Source organism: Pedobacter gandavensis, assembly GCF_032678465.1.
Lineage (GTDB): Bacteria > Bacteroidota > Bacteroidia > Sphingobacteriales > Sphingobacteriaceae > Pedobacter > Pedobacter gandavensis_B.
Genome location: NZ_JAVTSK010000013.1, coordinates 53,411 through 71,011 on the forward strand (window position 1 = coordinate 53,411; position 17,601 = coordinate 71,011).

A 17,601-nucleotide genomic window follows, 5' to 3' on the forward strand; every position below is an offset into this window, starting at 1 on the left:
ACCTCAATTTTTCGTTAATACCTATTTAGCATTATAATTTCCCTTTCATGAATATTGTCAGAAAAACTGCCATTTTATCCCTGCTCATTTTACATCAGTTTGCATATGCACAAAATCCTGTAGAGAAACTGGAACGGGCTTATCAGGTATTGAAGGATGATGCCCAGGCAAAACATGCCATCATTGGACTGTGTGTCCTGGATGCCAATACTGGAAAGCTATTATTAGGTAAGAATGAAGAAGTAGGCCTTGCTACAGCCTCTACTTTAAAAACCATCACTTCAGCAACTGCATTTAGTCTGCTGGGCAAAGATTTTCAGTACCAGACCACACTTGCCTACAGCGGTAACCTTGGTCCGGATGGCACATTAAAGGGCGACCTGATCATTATTGGCGGTGGTGATCCGACATTAGGCTCATGGCGTTATGAAAACACAAAAGAAAACTACATTCTGCAACAATGGGTGACTGCGATACAAAAGGCAGGGATAAAAAAAATTGAGGGTAAAATTATAGGTGACGATAGCATCTGGGGCAGTCAGAGTACGCCTGATGGCTGGATTTGGCAAGATATAGGAAACTATTACGGAGCTGGAGCATCGGCACTCAGCTGGCGCGAAAATCAGTTTGACATCCACCTTAAAGCCAATACCTCTACAGTTCAACCAGTATCGATATTAAAAGTCGTTCCTGAAATGCCCTACCTTAAAATCGTGAATGAGTTGAAAGCAGGTGCTGAGGGTAGCGGAGATCATGCCTATTCTTACTTACCACCAGATGGTAATCTCGCTTATCTCCGTGGAACCTGGGCATTAGGGATTTCTAAACCTGGTGTCTCTACTGCAGTTCCCAATCCTGCGTATGATGCTGCTTTTCGTTTACAGGATACATTAAAAAAAATCGGTATTGCCACTGAAATACAACCTACCACTGCAAGATTAATGGCAGCAAATCAGCAAACAGTACCTGCCGTTCAACGAAAACTCATCACCACAAATTCTCCTACCTTATCAGAAATTATTTATTGGTTCAATAAAAAGAGCGTTAATTTATATGGAGAACACCTGTTAAAAACCCTTGCCTGGAAGTCGGGGAAAATTCCAACTACTGCGAATGGTGCACAAACAGAGATTAACTTCTGGACAGAAAAAGGGATAGATAAATATGCCTTAAATATTACAGATGGCAGTGGATTATCACCGGCTACAAGAGTCACTCCTATGGCGATGGCGGAAATCCTTTTTCAATCACAAAAGGAAAATTGGTTTCCGGACTTCTACAGATCTTTACCAGATAACAATGGCATGAAACTAAAAAGCGGTAGCATTGCCGATGTCTCTGCCTATGCTGGATATTATACGGATAAATCTGGGAACAAATACATCATCGTCATCAACATTAATAACTACAATGGCTCAGGGATTAACAAAAAGCTATTCAAGGTACTGGATGCTTTAAAATAATACTTCCAGCAGATTATCCGCCTTTTTATTGATAAATTGCAAGAGTTTTTAAATTTCAAAACACACAAAAATACGCTTAGCCCTGCTATGAAAAAACTGTTCCTATTCGCATGGTGTGGCATGATCAGCATTGCTGGTTTTAGTCAGGCACCTATAAGTACAAACATTAGTGCATCTCTATCCCCGGCCCTGATTCCCAGCGAAATTGCCATCATTCCTGAACCAGTTGCAGTGATTAAACAGGCGGGCCATTTCATTTTACCTGAAAATTTAACGATTCAATCGCCTGTGATACCAGAGATGAAGTTGGTTTCCAGTTTTCTGCAGGAAAAACTCTCTATTCCGACTGGGAGTTATGTATCTATTCTCAACGGACATCAGGGAGACCATGCGCAAATCCGGTTAATTTTAAACGATAAGCCCAACCCGGTTTTAGGAAATGAGGGGTATCAACTTAGCGTAAAACCCAATCAGATTCTGATCAGAGCGAATAAAGCTGCCGGAATATATTATGGCGTACAAAGTTTGCTTCAGCTGTTTCCCAAAGAAATAGAAAGTAAAGTACCGGTAGAAAACATTCATTGGTCGGCTCCATGCCTGGAAATCACAGATTATCCTCGCGTAGGCTGGAGAGGTTTAATGCTGGATGTAGCCCGTCACTTCTTTACCAAGGAAGAAGTTAAGCAATACATCAATGCCATGGTCCGCTACAAATACAACTTACTTCATTTACACCTGACTGACGATGAAGGTTGGAGAATAGAAATCAAAGGCTACCCAAAATTAACGGAAGTTGGCGCCTGGAATGTGAAGAAGACCGGAGAATTTGGAAATTTTATCCCCCCTACAGCAGATGAACCACGTACTTATGGTGGTTTTTATACACAGGAAGATTTAAAGGAACTCATTCAATATGCGCAGGATCGCTTTGTCAACATTATGCCTGAAATTGACGTTCCAGGTCATAGTTTAGCGGCCATTGCTTCCTATCCGGAATTGTCCTGTACCCCAGGAGCAGAGAATTACCGGGTGCGTTCTGGTGAAAGAATCATGGACTGGTCAAGAGGCGCACCACCAACGGCATTGGTCGACAATACGCTTTGTCCTGCAAATGAAAAAGTCTACACCTTCTTAGATACCGTAATTACCCAGGTTGCCGCACTCTTTCCTTTCGAATACATCCACATGGGTGGTGATGAAGCACCTTTTAATTTCTGGCAGAAAAGCGATGCGATTAAAGCGTTAATGCAAAAGGAAGGTTTAAAAAATATGCATCAGGTACAGGGTTATTTTGAAAAACGTGTACAGGCCATTGTAGAAGCTAAAGGTAAAAAATTCATGGGCTGGGATGAGATCATGGATGGTGATTTATCTCCAAGTGCAGCTGTGATGAGTTGGAGAGGGATGAAATACGGAACAGATGCGGCTTTGAAACAGCATGAGGTAGTCATGAGTCCAAGCACTTATGCTTACCTAGATTACATGCAGGCTGATCAGATTACAGAGCCAAGAGTATACGCTTCACTTCGATTGAGCAAAGCTTATGAATTTGATCCGATTCCAGCCAATGTAAACCCAAAATACATTAAAGGTGGACAAGCCAATTTATGGACTGAGCAGGTGACCAATATTCGTCAGGCCGAATATATGACCTGGCCAAGAGGAATGGCCATCGCCGAATCGGTATGGTCGCCAAAAGAAAAGAAAAACTGGGAGAATTTTTTTTCCAGAGTAGAGCAGCACTTCCAGAGATTAGATATTGCAGAAACGAAATATGCCCCAAGTGTATATGACCCTATATTTAAAGTGAGCAGATCTGCGGATAAACAGCTGATCATTGAGCTGAGTACAGAGGTAGCAGGACTGGATATTTACTACAGTTTTGACAACTCCTTTCCGGACCGTTTTTATCCGAAATATACGGAAAAACTGACGCCGCCAAAAGATGCGACGATGTTAAGAGTCATCACCTACAGAGGCAAACAGCCAATAGGAAGAATGATGAATATGCCAATAGAAGAGTTAAACAAGAGAGCAAGAAGATAAAAAATTGAGGTATTTTGTACATATAGGCTATCATGGCCTTCATTTTAATGGCTGGCAGAAGCAACCAGGGATGATGAATATTCAGGGCGTTTTAGAAAATGCGCTGACACAAATTCTGAAAACACCAGTATTGATCAATGGCTGCGGCCGTACAGATGCGCATGTTCATGCCAGTCAGTTTTTTTTCCATATGGACATTGAACAGGCCTGGGATTTCGACCTGATGTTTCGATTAAATAAGCTATTGCCCGCTAGTATAGCCGTTTTTGACATCATCCCAATGGAAGGCACACCTCATGCACGTTTTGATGCCGTTCAACGTTGTTATGATTATTTTATTCATACTTATAAGAGTCCCTTCTTAAACGGACTCAGTGCATATTATCTTTTACCAGAGCTTCGTTTTGATCAAATGAAACAAGCTGCGGCATTATTACCCCTCTATAAAGATTACCGTGGATTTTGCACCAGTCCTGATAAGTACGAACATACGATTTGCAATGTGATGTCGGCTGGATTAACCGTAGACAGCAGCGGCGACCTATTACGCTTCCAGATCTCTTCTAATCGCTTCCTGAGCAAAATGATTCGCATCATTATGGGACAACTGTTAAAAATTGGAAAGGGGGAATTGAGTGTCGATGAATTTGAGCATTATTTGATCAACAAAGAAACCCCGAGGCTGATTACCCCTGCACATCCACAAGGATTATACTTATCGAAAGTCACCTACCCTTACCTGGACCTTTCAGTAAGAACAACTTTTTCGGCCATTTTACAGCCTCAATTTGAAACCTTTAGATAGTTTTACTTTTAGTCTTTCCAGCCTGAAATGCCCATTCGATAATGTGTCGGATGGATTTCTGAACTTCCGCTCTTCCATCTGCTGAATTGATATCCAGTCCGCAGATGGTGCTATCATTTTTCTTGGCATGGAGCACCATGTAATAAATTCCGGAAACCAGTAATGCTGATACTCCCCTAAGGCTCACCAATGAGCCCTTAAAATGGGCATCAGAGATTTCGAACAATTCGGTTCCTACTTCTTCCCGAACTTTACATACACTATCTAGTAAATCAGTTCTTTCTGAGATTTCCCAAAGAATAATCTTTTGCATTTCTTCTTCGTTCCAAAAAAATTCCAGCTGTTTCTCCAGAAGAGAGGATAAAGTATTGATCAGCGTACTCTTTTTATGAAGATTTTCAATATCATTCGGCACAGTCATTTTATGAGATAACCAATAATCCTTTTCAATCACATACGTTTCAATCAAACCCTCGACATTTTCAAAATACCTGTAAATTAATTTCTTACTAACTTTAGCCTCTCTGGCAATTTCATTAACGCCAAGTGCACGATAGCCTTTGGATTTAATAATCGTACCAACTGCATCAATCAGCTTACGTTCCGTCAATAAACGGCTTTTAATTGCTTCTGTAGGTTCTTTTTTTACCATATAAATTAAGTTTCATGTAAGGGACAAATGGAAAATAGCTAAAACGAATGGCGAAGAAGAATATTTTAATACAATAAATAAGTATTAGGCTTAAATACAAAAACCATGCAACAAAAAAGAATTTTATTTAAAATCATCCTGAATTCTTCGGAAAAATAAGAATAATAAATTATTTATTTAGTTAAAATAAACATTAAAATCTAATAGAAACAAGGTTTAAGCCATCAAATAGCTGATTTTCATAATGGTATATTTATCATTGATTTTAAACATACTGACCATAATCTAATGCAAAAAGATAAAAACAAACTTCATGGCATTCTCCTGAATGCCATGAAGGGGGATAATTCAATATAGGGGGGACATATTGAATGTTTAATATGCGTTCTAATCACCCGATTTACAATAACGCACACTTGTAAATCGGCAAATCAACAAATAATTGAGAACGTCGATTATTGTATTAGAATCTCAAGATAATAGGGGATTACTTTTTAATTCATACCTGACAAATATAAACTACAAAATCTGTCGAAGTGGTGACATTGCAAATTATTTTATCGAACATTAATCACTATGAATCAGCACATTAAAATAATTACAAATAATAAAAAAACAAAATGGCTATAAAAAACCATTTTCAGAACAGAATTGTCATTTTAATTTCATTTCCGGGAAACAATTCATTTAGCGAAAAATAAACAACTGACAAACAATGAATTAACAGGAAAATCAACTTGATAATGTCGTTTATTCTGCTTAACTTCAAATAGCACTTTTTTAAACCAAGGAGGTATATCATGACTGTTATTCAAAGGATTGAACATTGGGGAGACTTGCACCATGCTAAATGGCTGGATGGAGTTCGGATCATTTTAGGTTTATTGATATTTGGCAAAGGCATTGCGATTGTGAGCAATACTGCTGCTTTGCAGGATTTGCTCTTGCAAAACAATGTATACAGCTTTTCAGGAATGATGGCGAGCTTATTGATACACATCGTCGGATTTGTTCACCTTGTGGGTGGCTTGCTGATCATGCTTGGACTACTTACGCGGTTTGCAGTAGTTATCCAGATTCCAATTTTACTTGGTGCCGTCTTCTTCGTGAACCTATCCAGGGGTTTTTCATTTTTAAATTCAGAATTATGGCTTTCGCTAATTGTTCTGGCATTATTAATCTTATTCTGGGTAATAGGTTCAGGTCCCTACTCTGTAGACTACCAGATGAAGAAAAAAGCACGGTGGTAAACTTGATCTCAAAGTATTAGAAAAGATTCTTTTACACCGATCTGAGATTCATAAAGTCTTAAATGATTAATTTTGAACAAAATAAGGCTTATGAATTTTCATACTAGAAAATGGGTAAAACCAGAAGACCTAAATCCTAATGGGACTTTATTTGGCGGTAGCTTGCTCCGTTGGATCGATGAAGAAGCTGCGATTTATGCGATTGTGCAATTGGGTAATCCGAGAGTGGTAACGAAATACATTTCAGAAATCAACTTTGTGAGTTCTGCCAGACAGGGCGACATTATAGAGATGGGCATCACGGCTACCGATTTCGGAAACACCTCTTTAACCATGCGTTGTGAAGTGCGGAATAAGATCACCAGAAAGAGCATCCTGACCATTGACAAAATGGTTTTTGTTAATGTAGATGAAGATGGAAACCCTACTCCTCATGGCAGAACACATATTAAGTACATTGAGGAACAGTTTGAAAAAGAAGACCTCTAGTCCCAGAAGTTTGCTTTTATACCTCAGATAAGATCAATACCCTTAAGGCATCGGGCGTAAGACTGATGCCATTTACAATCTTGTGGGCCTGTTGATAAAAAGGATTGCGTTCTTCCAGTTTATGACTGATGAAAGTAATCAGTTCTTCTTCGTTCATGTCTTTTAGCAGGGGTCTTTTATCCTTTCCACTTTCTAAACGTTTCGCGAGCGCGGCTGGGGTCATTTCTATATAGATGGAGATTCCATGATCATTGATCCATTGCATATTGTCAAAATAACAGGGTGCCCCTCCCCCGGTAGCGACTACACAATTATCCGGATAACTGAAGTCTTTTAAAGTCTTGCTTTCAAATATTCTGAAGCCTGATTCTCCATTTGCGGCAAAATACTCAGTGATTGGCATCCCCGCCAACCTTTCAATCTGGTGATCCAAATCCACAAAATCATACCCTAGTTTAGTGGCTAGTCTTTTACCTATGGTACTTTTACCACAACCCATAAATCCAATCAGAAATATCTTCATTTTTTATTCAGCAAGTTTAACTCTGGGATCAATAGCAGCATACAATAGGTCTACCAGAATATTGATCAGTACAAATATAAAGGCAATAAAAAGAATTGAGCCCATCACCACAGGAAAATCTGACATTTCCAATGCGGTGACAGTAGTTCTTCCCAAACCATTGTATCCAAAGATGTATTCCACAAAAAAAGAACCGGCAAGCAGGCCGGCAAACCAACCAGAAATTGCAGTAATGACTGGATTTAATGCATTTTTAAGCGCATGTTTATAAATAATGGCATTTCTGCTGAGACCTTTTGCTTTGGCAGTTCTGATGTAATCCTGAGCAAGCACATCGAGCATAGCACTCCGGGTTAGCTGGACAATAATCGCCAGAGGTCTTAGGCCCAGGGTTAACATCGGCAACCAAAGATTCCTCAGGGTCATCATTTCTCCTTTAAATGGATCATAACTATAAAGACTTCCAGACATACTTAAGCCTGTATAATCACTCCAGACAAAACCAAATAACCATGCGATGATGATTCCTGCAAAGAATGATGGGGCAGAAATCCCCAGAATAGCAAAAGTGTTTGCGGCCTTATCGATCCAGGTATCCTTGTTTACCGCAGAAACTACCCCAAGAAAAACACCAATTACCGTGGCAAAAATCATAGCAGATAAAGCGAGAACAAAGGTATTTGGAACAGTTTCTTTTAAAATGCTGGTCACCTCTCTTTTGGTTTGATAAGACCTGCGGAGGTAAGGCCATTTTAAAACTATCGCTTCGTCTCCGATATTTAGCAATTTCACAAAATGATATTTTGCTTTGTTTTCGGCATTATCCTCATGAATACTAATGGGAGAAAGGTCGTTCAGGTATAGAAAAAACTGAACTGGCCTGGATTTATCCAGGCCAAATTCTTTACGGACAGCTTCCAGCGACTGTACATCGGAGCGTTGCCCCATGGTCATTCTGGCCGGATCGCCCGGTAAAACATTAAATAATAAAAAGACCACTGTCAACACACCCAGCAACACCGCCAGTCCGTAAAAAAACTTCTTGAGGGCGTAAACCAGCATGACCTATTTACTAAAATATTTTTCAGAGAGTACTTCAAAAGAAGGCAGGTTATTGTAGTGCCATTTGTTGATCACTACACCATTCTTAAGCAATAAGACCCCTGGATTAGCTCTCACCATACTTTTTAAAGGAACCGCATCTGCATAAAAAATTTCCGTAAACAGTTTCAATTTTTTACTAAAAGCCAATGCATCCTGAGCAGAGTTGGAAGTCAGCAATACCGTTCTAATGTTAAATTGCTCCGCAGCATTGAGTGCCAATGCATTCAACCTGGCCATCGCCTCCTCATCTGTATCTTTTAGATTATAGGCCACATATACCAGATTATAATAAGGATTTTCAATCAGTTCTTTGGTATAATCCGTACCGGAAGCATCACTGATTAACAAATCCTTAATTTTTGGTTCATACCCTTTTTTAATCAGTTTCTTTTCAGGTGTACCAACGATCTCCCAGTTTTCGTCCTTCCAGATCTCTGTTTTCAGATAATCCTTATCACTCATCACCTTTTTCTCTTTTGTTTTCTTATTGCTCAGATTATACATGATCAGGAACTCATCAGGCACTGCCCCAGGAGGCGTCGACATCAGTTCGGGAAGGTTCGCTCCTACTTTATAAGGCAGGAAGTCGAGGATCGGTAGTCTGCTGTAAGTATATTGACTAAACAATAAGGATCCGGCCAGTACAATGGCGAGTGAAGCACTTTGCCAGCTGCGATTAGTACTGATTGGCTGGATTAAATTTCTATTGATGAAAAGATAAACGATTAGTACCAGCAGTAGTAAATCTTTGGAAAAGGACTGCCAGGGCGTTAAAGGAATTGCATCTCCAAAGCAACCACAGGAAGTCACCACTTTAAAAAATGCCGACACAAAGGTGAGGAAAGTGAAGAAAATGATAACTGCCAATAAGCCAGAAGTCACTTTTTTAGCCCAGAAGCCAAAAAGTAATAAGGCGCCCAATACAATCTCCATCACACAAAGTAAAATGGCAATTCCAGTAGCGATACCACTTAAAAAAGGGAGGTGAAAAACTTCAAAATACTCCTGCAACTTATATCCGAAGCCCAATGGGTCATTCGCCTTGATCAGTCCGGAGAAAATAAACAGGACACCAACAAATATTCTGGCAAAATTTAAGGCAATTTTCTTCATTATTTTACTCCAAGTTTAATCAATGCAAAAACCGAATAGTTGAGCATATCCTGGTAATTGGCATCTACCCCTTCCGAGGCTAAAGTTTGACCAGCATTATCCTCAATCTGTTTTACTCTTAAAATTTTCATCAGGATCAGATCGGTAAAGGAACTGATACGTAAATCTCTCCAGGCTTCACCATAATCATGGTTTTTAGCAAACATCAAATCTTTGGTGAACTTTACTTTTTCATCATACAGCCCTTCCACTTGTTCCAGCGGTAGGTCATAGGAATCATCAGTACTTAATTCCAGCTGTAACATGCCCATCACACAGTAATTGATGATACCAATATATTCAGGAATAATTCCTTCATCCACCATAGATACTTTTTTCTCTTCCAAGGTACGAATACGCTGGGCCTTAATGAAAATCTGATCTGTAATGGAGGACGGTCTAAGTATACGCCAGGCCGTTCCGTAGTCCTTTGTTTTCTTTATAAAAAGCGATTTACAAACCGCAATTACTGAATCGAATTCTTGAGATGTGTTTGTTGCCAAAACAATTAAAATATTTAGTTTAAAGCTATTTAAATACCGTATTTTTGTTTTATACGATGGCTAAAGATACATTTTTAAACCGAAAGACCACACTTAACCTCAATGGAAGACTTGCAGATATCAGCAAGCCAACAGTGATGGGAATCCTCAATCTCACTCCGGATTCATTTTACAATAATAGCAGAATTGACAATGCAGATGATGCATTAAAGCGAACGGAAGCTTTTCTGAATGAGGGGGCTAAGTTCATAGATATTGGCGCCTATTCATCACGTCCGGGAGCGGCGGAAGTGAGTCAGGATGAAGAATTGAAGCGGATGCTGCCCATTGTGGAGCTCATCAGTAAAAAATTTCCGGAGGCATGGCTTTCTATTGACACCTTTCGTGCGAGGGTAGCAAAGGAAAGTGTAGCAGCGGGGGCTCATCTGATCAACGACATTTCCGGAGGGGAATTAGATGAGGACATGTTCCAGACCATTGCAGAATTACAGGTACCCTATATCCTGATGCACATGAGGGGAACGCCACAAAATATGCAGCAACAAACCGGATATTCGAATATTGGATTGGACCTGATCAATTATTTTTCTGAAAAAATAGCCAGACTTAGAACGATGGGTGTTAAAGATATCATTCTTGATCCAGGTTTTGGTTTTGCAAAAACAACCGATGAAAATTATCAGTTGCTGAACCAGCTGGAAGGGCTTGATATATTCGAATTACCAATTTTAGTTGGTTTCTCAAGAAAATCGATGATCTATAATTTTTTAGGGAATGATCCACAGCAGGCTTTAAATGGGACCTCTATCCTGAATACGATTGCCTTGATGAAGGGTGCCGGAATTCTAAGGGTGCATGACGTTAAAGCTGCAGCAGAATGTATTGCGCTGGTGGAGAAGACCAGATCGCATTAATCTCAAAAAATACCTAACTTGGGCATAATGAAAGGATTTGATTTCGATTTTCTAAGGGTATCATTAACGGATGTGGTAGACATTATATTTGTCGCACTCCTTATTTATTATATCTATAACCTGATTAAAAATACGCTGGCAGTAAACTTATTGCTCGGAATGCTGATCATTCTGATCATTTGGTTTGCAGTAGAACAACTCAACATGAGGTTGCTTTCTACCATTATCAACAAATTCATGAGCGTAGGGATCATCGCTTTGATTGTGATCTTTCAGCCGGAAATCCGGCGTTTTCTCTTATTGATAGGAAAAAACACCTTTCTTCAGCAGAATAAAGCCTGGTGGGGTTATCTTTTCGGCAGTAAAAACATAGAAAGGGACAATTTGGTGAGGATTAAACCCATCATTGATGCTTGTAAAAGCATGAAAAAATCACGTACAGGCGCTTTAATCGTCTTTGTGAAATTCTATGATGATCAACTTTTTGCCAATAGCTGTGAAATCATTGATTCTAAAATATCCAAAAGATTGCTGGAAAGCATCTTTCAGAAATACAGTCCGCTGCACGATGGTGCGGTAGTGATTGCAGAAAACAAAATTAAAAGTGCCAGCTGTATTTTACCTTTAACAGATAACGATAAACTTCCACCCCAATTTGGATTACGCCACAGAGCAGGAATTGGGGTTTCTGAAACGACAGATGCGGTAGCAGTGATCATTTCGGAGGAAACCGGAGAAATCGCTTATGCGAAACAAGGAAGAGTCCGCATGAATGTTTCTTTCGGAGAACTGGAGAAATTGCTGAACAAAGATTTTTAACCTGTAAAATAAAGAAGGGCTGATTTCGATGAAATCAGCCCTTCTTTTATAAGGTCTTTCTCGCTTACCAATTAGCAGTATTGTTCAAAAGCACCGATCAGGCTATCAGCAATCATTTGCGCTGGTCTGCCTTCAATTTGGTGACGTTCGATCATGTGAACCAATTTACCATCTTTGAATAAAGCCATCGATGGAGAAGATGGAGGGAAAGGCAACATATAACCTCTTGCTCTATCCACTGCTTCTTTTTCCATACCTGCAAATACAGTAATCAATTTATCAGGATGTTTTTCATTTGCTGCTGCCATTCTTGCTGCAGGACGCGCGTTTGCTGCTGCACAACCACAAACAGAGTTCACTACTACAAATACGGTACCCTCAGAGCTGATGGCACTATCCACATCTGCTGCAGTTTTCATCTCTTCAAAACCTACTTTAGTAAGTTCAGCACGCATTGGTTCTACTAAATATTCAGGATACATATTTTCTATTTTTTATTCGTTAATCCATACAAATGTACAGCAACAGGCCGTAGCATCAAAGAAATACCTGGATCCTGGGCCTGATTTTACCTTTAAATTACTTTGATTTTATCCATTTAATGGAGTTCTACCTCATTTTACAGCTTTTTTGAAAATAAAAAACAAATTTTAATTCACACAGAATTAGGGTCTTAATTTAAAATCTAAAAAAAACTTGCGCTACTACTTTTATAATCGGGATAAAACTCCTAATATTGCACACCGAAAAAAAGGGAATTATTTGAGTCTTCAAAAACAAAAATAATCTCTTCATCGAAGGATTCCCGAGTAGCTCAGCTGGTTAGAGCATCTGACTGTTAATCAGAGGGTCACTGGTTCGAGCCCAGTCTCGGGAGCATCGATCTGCAAGTCGGCAGATCAATAAAAACCCCGTTTTCTTTATTGAAAACGGGGTTTTTTATTTCTACACCAGCACAGCCCCCAAGCCCCCTAAAAAGGCGGTAATTTTAAGCTTTAATTCCATTAGGAACTTTCTCATTTTACAGTCAATTTAAAATACATATCCATTCCGGAATGAGTAGGGAAAGTGTTCGGGAAGAGATGCGGGTTCCGTAGGGGTTCAGCAGGAGTTCAGTAGGAGTTCGGCAGGGGTTGATGTAGGGTTTAGCTAACTGAACTCCTGCTGAACTCCTATTCAACCCCTACCGAACATAAGGCTCTTCGCAAGCATTTCCATTATTTTTTTACAGCTGCATCTTAGGAAAAAGCTGCTGTAAAAACCATGAATAAATTACCATTGCAAGACGATATGATTATTCTTGAATTCTTTAAGTTTCAAGCTTTTGAAATTGGCCAAACTATTGTGTAATTTTGTCGCGTAATTAGCCTGTTTTCGGAAAAGGCCGGTGTCATCCGCATCGAAACCCCAAAAAAAACACGGTAACTAGTTAGCATTTAATCATTTAAATATAGAAATATGTCATCAGTAGAGACAACTTATGTGCCTTATAAAGTTAAGGACATTTCACTGGCAGAATGGGGTCGTAAAGAAATTGGATTAGCAGAAGCAGAAATGCCAGGACTAATGTCCTTACGCGAAGAATTCGGTCCTTCGAAACCATTAAAAGGTGCACTCATTGCAGGATGTTTACACATGACGATCCAAACAGCTGTTTTGATCGAAACATTGGTTGAACTTGGTGCAGAAGTAACCTGGTCATCATGTAACATCTTCTCCACACAAGATCACGCTGCTGCTGCAATTGCTGCTGCAGGTATCCAGGTTTATGCATGGAAAGGTCTTAATGAAGTAGATTTCGACTGGTGTATTGAGCAAACTTTACATTTCGGCCCGGAGCGTCAGCCACTAAACATGATCTTAGACGATGGTGGTGATTTAACCAATATGGTTTTCGATAAATACCCGGAGCTAATTGCGGCCATCAAAGGTCTTTCTGAAGAAACCACCACTGGTGTTCACCGTTTATATGAGCGCATGAAAAATGGTACATTACATTTACCTGCGATCAATGTGAATGACTCAGTAACTAAATCTAAGTTTGACAACAAATACGGTTGTCGTGAGTCATTAGTTGATGCGATTCGTCGTGCAACTGATGTCATGATGGCTGGTAAAGTTGCTGTTGTTGCAGGTTACGGTGATGTGGGTAAAGGTTCAGCAGAATCATTAAGTTCACAAGGTGTACGTGTAATCGTTTCTGAAATTGATCCGATTTGTGCATTACAGGCTGCAATGGAAGGTTATGAAGTGAAGAAATTCGCTACAGCTGTTAAAGAAGCTGATATTATCGTGACTACAACTGGTAACTGTGATATCGTTCGTGCAGAACACTTCAAAGCAATGAAAGATAAAGCAATTGTTTGTAACATTGGCCACTTTGACAATGAAATCGACGTTGCCTGGTTGAACAAAAACTATGGTGATACTAAAGTTGAGATCAAACCACAGGTTGATAAATATACTATTGATGGTAAAGACATCATCCTATTGGCTGAAGGACGTTTGGTTAACTTAGGTTGTGCTACTGGCCACCCAAGTTTCGTAATGTCTAACTCTTTCACTAACCAGACTTTAGCTCAATTAGAACTGTGGACTAACACAGATAAATATGAGAACAAAGTCTATGTGCTTCCTAAATACCTTGATGAGAAAGTAGCACGTTTACACTTAGCTAAAATCGGTGTAGAATTAGACGTTTTAGATCAGCACCAGGCAGATTATATTGGTGTTCCTGTAGAAGGTCCATTCAAACCTGAAGCTTACAGATACTAGGCAAAAACTATATTTAGCGGGATTAAAACCGCTGAATACTGGAAATAAAAAAAGGATGTTGTTCAGAAACAACATCCTTTTTTTTGGATCAACGTTCCGTAATGAACGAAATTTATTCCCCAACACCTTTTACTGGTTTTTGCGGTAAAGTACTGGCATTACCATCCCTTATCGCCTGGTAGTGTGGCGACATAATTTCAACTCCTGCCTCATCAAAAGCCTCATGGATATTTTTATGCAATTCAGAGTAAATCACTGCCATCATATCTGGTCTGGAAACATAAGTATTGAGCTGATAGGATACGTACCAGTCGTCCAGGCTCGTTTGTAATACAAATGGCTGTTTTTCTTTGATCACCCCTTCAGTTGCCAATGCAGCATTGATCAATAGTTCATGTATTTTAGTCCAGGGGATATCATAACCCAGGGTCAATGTCGTATGTATAATCAAGCCATCTGCGATACATAAACTGGTGTAATTGACCGTATTTCCATTCAGGATCGCACTATTTGGAATCGTAATGATCTCGTTCTTTATGGTCTTTAACCTGGTCACCAGCAAGGATTTTTCCAATACAGCACCGGTCGTATCCCCTATCTTCACCACATCCCCAACTTTGAAAGGTCGCATATACGTGATCACCATCCCCGCTACCCCATTGCTAATGGCAGAGGAAGAACCAAAGGAAATCAGTAAACCCAAGAATACCGAAACCCCTTTAAAAATTTCTGAATTCGAACCCGGAATAAAGGGCCAGATCACCACCAGCATAAAGGCATTTAAAACAATCTTGATGATATTGTATGTAGGTTTTGCCCAGTCCGGATAAAAACCATTGATTTTCAATTTTTCGCTTTCAATCTCCCCGGCTAAAAACTTAATCAACTTCTTCACATAATGAAATACAAAGAAAATAACCAGGATCGTGATCAGGTTAGGAATAAAATTAATCAGCGATGAAAAGATGTTCTTTAGTGGATTGAGTACAAAATTCATCAAATGATCTCCCAAAGGTTTTGTCCATGGAAAAAGACGGAACACCAATGGTAAGGTCAGGTACACCAATAAAAACATCAGTATAAATTTCAGCAGATTCAGGCCTTTATTGATCAATGCCAATTCGTTTTTACGATTGATCAGTTCATAATCTTTGATTCTCAGTTTACTCAGTTTCTGGTGTAGTTTTTTACTGAACCAACCCCGAAAACGATTGAAAAATTTATTCAGGTAAAACAGACAGGCCCCAAGTATAGAAAGAATTAAAACCCCCAATCCGGCACGCTTTAGCAGCTCTACCACATCTGTTTCCTTTTTATATTCCATTACATTATCAACGATAATCTGTTGATAGGTTTTAGCCAAAACCTCTTTATCCATCCGTACAGAATCTGCATCTAATTGAGACAAACTCAATAGAATATCACCTTTGTAAGCAATATCCATCACCAGAGAATCTTTGTGAATCTTTACAGAATCAGCCACAAACAATAAGTCATCTGCCAGTTTGGTCACTTTTTCAGATGTTCTTTCGGCCCGCTCATTTGCAGACAAAGATCCTAACCTATTCTTAATAAAAAACAAGGTATCCATATGTGCAATTACAGGATATCCTCTATGATCGATTTTAGCTTCCTGCGCCTGAACCAGACTTTGAAAACTCAACAGGCATAAAAATGTAAAAAGAAACTTCATGTAAAATGGCTTAAGAAATTAGGGCATTGCTTAGAACAAAATAAGGAAATAATCCACTATTTTTACCTCATGGCAAATTTATCTGTAAACATCAATAAAATTGCGACTTTAAGAAACAGTCGCGGGGGAAATAATCCGGATTTAGTAAAGGTTGCGCTGGATTGTGAGCGCTTTGGAGCAGAGGGCATCACGGTACACCCGCGCCCTGACGAAAGACACATCCATTACCAGGATGTCTTCGATTTAAAATCGGTAATAGCTACAGAATTCAATATTGAAGGCAATTGTAAAGAACAGAAATTTGTAGACCTGGTTCTGGCCAACAAACCGGCTCAGGTAACATTAGTCCCTGATACAGAAGGTCAAATCACCTCAAACCATGGTTGGGACACCATCAAACACCAGGATTACCTCAAGGAAATGGTGCAACTTTTTAAAGGGGCAGGTATCCGTGTTTCCATTTTTGTTGATCCGGTAAAAGAAATGGTTAAAGCAGCAGCCGAAAGTGGGACTGATCGTATTGAACTTTACACCGAAGACTATGCGCGTCATTACCATCAGGATCGCGGGCAGGCCATCAAACCTTATATCGCCGCTGCAGAAATTGCGAATGAATTAGGTTTAGGTATCAATGCCGGTCATGACCTGGACTTACAAAATCTTAAATATTTCTCAGAAAATATCCCAGGCTTACTGGAAGTTAGTATCGGCCATGCTTTAATCAGTGATGCCCTTTACCTTGGATTAGAGAATACCATTCAAATGTACCTCCGTCAATTACAACACTAACCTATCCATCTTATGAAAAACCTGAATTTACTGACACTATCCGCATTGTTTCTTTTGTTTATCGCTGGCTGCAAAGGTGCTGCTGAAAATTTAGATGAAAGCACCGCAGCAGAAGTCATTGAAACTTACCTTAAAGCCAACCCGCTTTATGAAGAAGTAAAAATGGAAGTCGGAGAAATCAGGTTTAAAAGTAAAAATGATAAGTTGGCATTAGAAAAATACAAGAGCCTGCAGGAGAAAGGCTGGTTGACACTTGACCTGCAGGATCAGAAAAAGAAGTTCTTGTCGAAAGACAGCGTTTTCATTTACAAAATCTCCTTAACTGACAAGAGCAAACCCTACATTTTGAAACAGAATGTATCACAGGCCGTCCTTCGTGCACTGGACTACGTCATGGATTCCGAAAAACCGATTACAATGATCAAAGGGGATTCGAAAGTAGCCCGTGTAACCGTCTCCTTAAAAAAGGAACCTAATGATTTCGCTATCTGGCTGAAAGACAAAGGAACAGCTAGTAACTTCATCACTAAATCTTATAAATTAAAGTATAAAAAAGATACTGGCTGGATACTCGTTGGAGAATAGCGATATATGATGAATTCCGCTTAGAGCTAAGGGTATTTT

General features: G+C 39.5%; 17 protein-coding genes and 1 tRNA gene. 11 read left to right on the top strand and 7 right to left on the bottom strand.

Going from position 1 to position 17,601, the window contains the following annotated elements:
• Nucleotides 1–47 precede the first annotated feature (47 nt).
• The 3 genes from dacB (at nt 48) to R2Q94_RS19825 (ending at nt 4,314) form a co-directional block, all read left to right on the top strand.
• Nucleotides 48–1,463: a D-alanyl-D-alanine carboxypeptidase/D-alanyl-D-alanine-endopeptidase gene (gene dacB, locus R2Q94_RS19815; protein WP_316823225.1), complete on the top strand. Its 1,416-nt coding sequence runs from the start codon at nt 48–50 to the stop codon at nt 1,461–1,463.
• An 87-nt stretch (nt 1,464–1,550) separates the two neighbouring features.
• Entirely contained in the window at nt 1,551–3,509 is a 1,959-nt protein-coding gene (locus tag R2Q94_RS19820) for a beta-N-acetylhexosaminidase (protein WP_316823226.1), read from the top strand.
• A 70-nt stretch (nt 3,510–3,579) separates the two neighbouring features.
• Nucleotides 3,580–4,314, top strand: a complete 735-nt coding sequence (locus tag R2Q94_RS19825) for a tRNA pseudouridine synthase A (protein ID WP_316823227.1) — start codon at nt 3,580–3,582, stop codon at nt 4,312–4,314.
• Here R2Q94_RS19825 and R2Q94_RS19830 read toward each other — a convergent pair.
• Entirely contained in the window at nt 4,307–4,966 is a 660-nt protein-coding gene (locus R2Q94_RS19830; protein WP_316823228.1) for a TetR/AcrR family transcriptional regulator, read from the bottom strand. The two genes, R2Q94_RS19825 and R2Q94_RS19830, sit on opposite strands and share 8 nt — an antisense overlap.
• A gap of 800 nt (nt 4,967–5,766) precedes the next feature.
• Here R2Q94_RS19830 and R2Q94_RS19835 point away from each other — a divergent pair.
• On the top strand, nt 5,767–6,216 hold the full coding sequence (locus R2Q94_RS19835) for a DoxX family protein (protein ID WP_316823229.1): 450 nt from the start codon (nt 5,767–5,769) through the stop codon (nt 6,214–6,216).
• A gap of 90 nt (nt 6,217–6,306) precedes the next feature.
• Nucleotides 6,307–6,705 carry an acyl-CoA thioesterase gene (locus R2Q94_RS19840; RefSeq protein WP_316823230.1) on the top strand — a complete coding sequence of 133 codons (399 nt, stop codon included), beginning with the start codon at nt 6,307–6,309 and terminating at the stop codon, nt 6,703–6,705.
• 16 nt (nt 6,706–6,721) lie between these two features.
• Here R2Q94_RS19840 and R2Q94_RS19845 read toward each other — a convergent pair whose 3' ends face one another.
• From R2Q94_RS19845 to R2Q94_RS19860, 4 genes are read right to left on the bottom strand one after another with little or no spacing between them, the layout of a single operon-like run.
• Nucleotides 6,722–7,228: a shikimate kinase gene (locus R2Q94_RS19845; protein ID WP_316823231.1), complete on the bottom strand. Its 507-nt coding sequence runs from the start codon at nt 7,226–7,228 to the stop codon at nt 6,722–6,724.
• A gap of 3 nt (nt 7,229–7,231) precedes the next feature.
• Entirely contained in the window at nt 7,232–8,290 is a 1,059-nt protein-coding gene (locus tag R2Q94_RS19850; protein WP_316823232.1) for an ABC transporter permease, read from the bottom strand.
• A gap of 3 nt (nt 8,291–8,293) precedes the next feature.
• Nucleotides 8,294–9,445, bottom strand: a complete 1,152-nt coding sequence (locus R2Q94_RS19855) for a BT_3928 family protein (protein WP_316823233.1) — start codon at nt 9,443–9,445, stop codon at nt 8,294–8,296.
• Nucleotides 9,445–9,987, bottom strand: coding sequence for a DUF1599 domain-containing protein (locus R2Q94_RS19860; RefSeq protein WP_316823234.1), 543 nt, complete (start codon nt 9,985–9,987; stop codon nt 9,445–9,447). The genes R2Q94_RS19855 and R2Q94_RS19860 overlap by 1 nt, the downstream gene beginning before the upstream one ends.
• 56 nt (nt 9,988–10,043) lie before the next feature.
• Here R2Q94_RS19860 and folP point away from each other — a divergent pair, with 56 nt between their 5' ends.
• Both folP and cdaA read left to right on the top strand, forming a co-directional pair.
• Nucleotides 10,044–10,901 (top strand): dihydropteroate synthase, encoded by an 858-nt coding sequence (gene folP / locus R2Q94_RS19865; protein ID WP_316823235.1) that lies wholly within the window; start codon nt 10,044–10,046, stop codon nt 10,899–10,901.
• 27 nt (nt 10,902–10,928) lie between these two features.
• Nucleotides 10,929–11,720, top strand: a complete 792-nt coding sequence (cdaA, locus tag R2Q94_RS19870) for a diadenylate cyclase CdaA (protein ID WP_265843151.1) — start codon at nt 10,929–10,931, stop codon at nt 11,718–11,720.
• A gap of 71 nt (nt 11,721–11,791) precedes the next feature.
• Here cdaA and R2Q94_RS19875 read toward each other — a convergent pair whose 3' ends face one another.
• Nucleotides 11,792–12,202, bottom strand: a complete 411-nt coding sequence (locus R2Q94_RS19875) for a BrxA/BrxB family bacilliredoxin (RefSeq protein WP_316823236.1) — start codon at nt 12,200–12,202, stop codon at nt 11,792–11,794.
• Nucleotides 12,203–12,523: 321 nt separating this feature from the next.
• On the opposite strand from R2Q94_RS19875, the gene R2Q94_RS19880 reads away from it, so the two are divergent.
• Nucleotides 12,524–12,597: transfer RNA gene (locus tag R2Q94_RS19880), tRNA-Asn, on the top strand.
• A 581-nt stretch (nt 12,598–13,178) separates the two neighbouring features.
• Nucleotides 13,179–14,495 (top strand): adenosylhomocysteinase, encoded by a 1,317-nt coding sequence (gene ahcY, locus R2Q94_RS19885; RefSeq protein ID WP_316823237.1) that lies wholly within the window; start codon nt 13,179–13,181, stop codon nt 14,493–14,495.
• Nucleotides 14,496–14,607: 112 nt separating this feature from the next.
• On the opposite strand, the gene R2Q94_RS19890 is transcribed toward ahcY, so the two are convergent.
• The gene (locus R2Q94_RS19890) at nt 14,608–16,188 is read right to left on the bottom strand and encodes a mechanosensitive ion channel family protein (RefSeq protein WP_316823238.1); all 1,581 of its coding nucleotides are present in this window, start codon (nt 16,186–16,188) and stop codon (nt 14,608–14,610) included.
• A gap of 69 nt (nt 16,189–16,257) precedes the next feature.
• On the opposite strand from R2Q94_RS19890, the gene R2Q94_RS19895 reads away from it, so the two are divergent.
• Together R2Q94_RS19895 and R2Q94_RS19900 are read left to right on the top strand one after the other, a co-directional pair.
• Nucleotides 16,258–16,977 carry a pyridoxine 5'-phosphate synthase gene (locus R2Q94_RS19895; protein ID WP_316823239.1) on the top strand — a complete coding sequence of 240 codons (720 nt, stop codon included), beginning with the start codon at nt 16,258–16,260 and terminating at the stop codon, nt 16,975–16,977.
• A 12-nt stretch (nt 16,978–16,989) separates the two neighbouring features.
• A complete protein-coding gene (locus R2Q94_RS19900; RefSeq protein WP_316823240.1) occupies nt 16,990–17,562 on the top strand; it encodes a hypothetical protein in 573 nt (190 codons plus the stop codon).
• Nucleotides 17,563–17,601 lie beyond the last annotated feature (39 nt).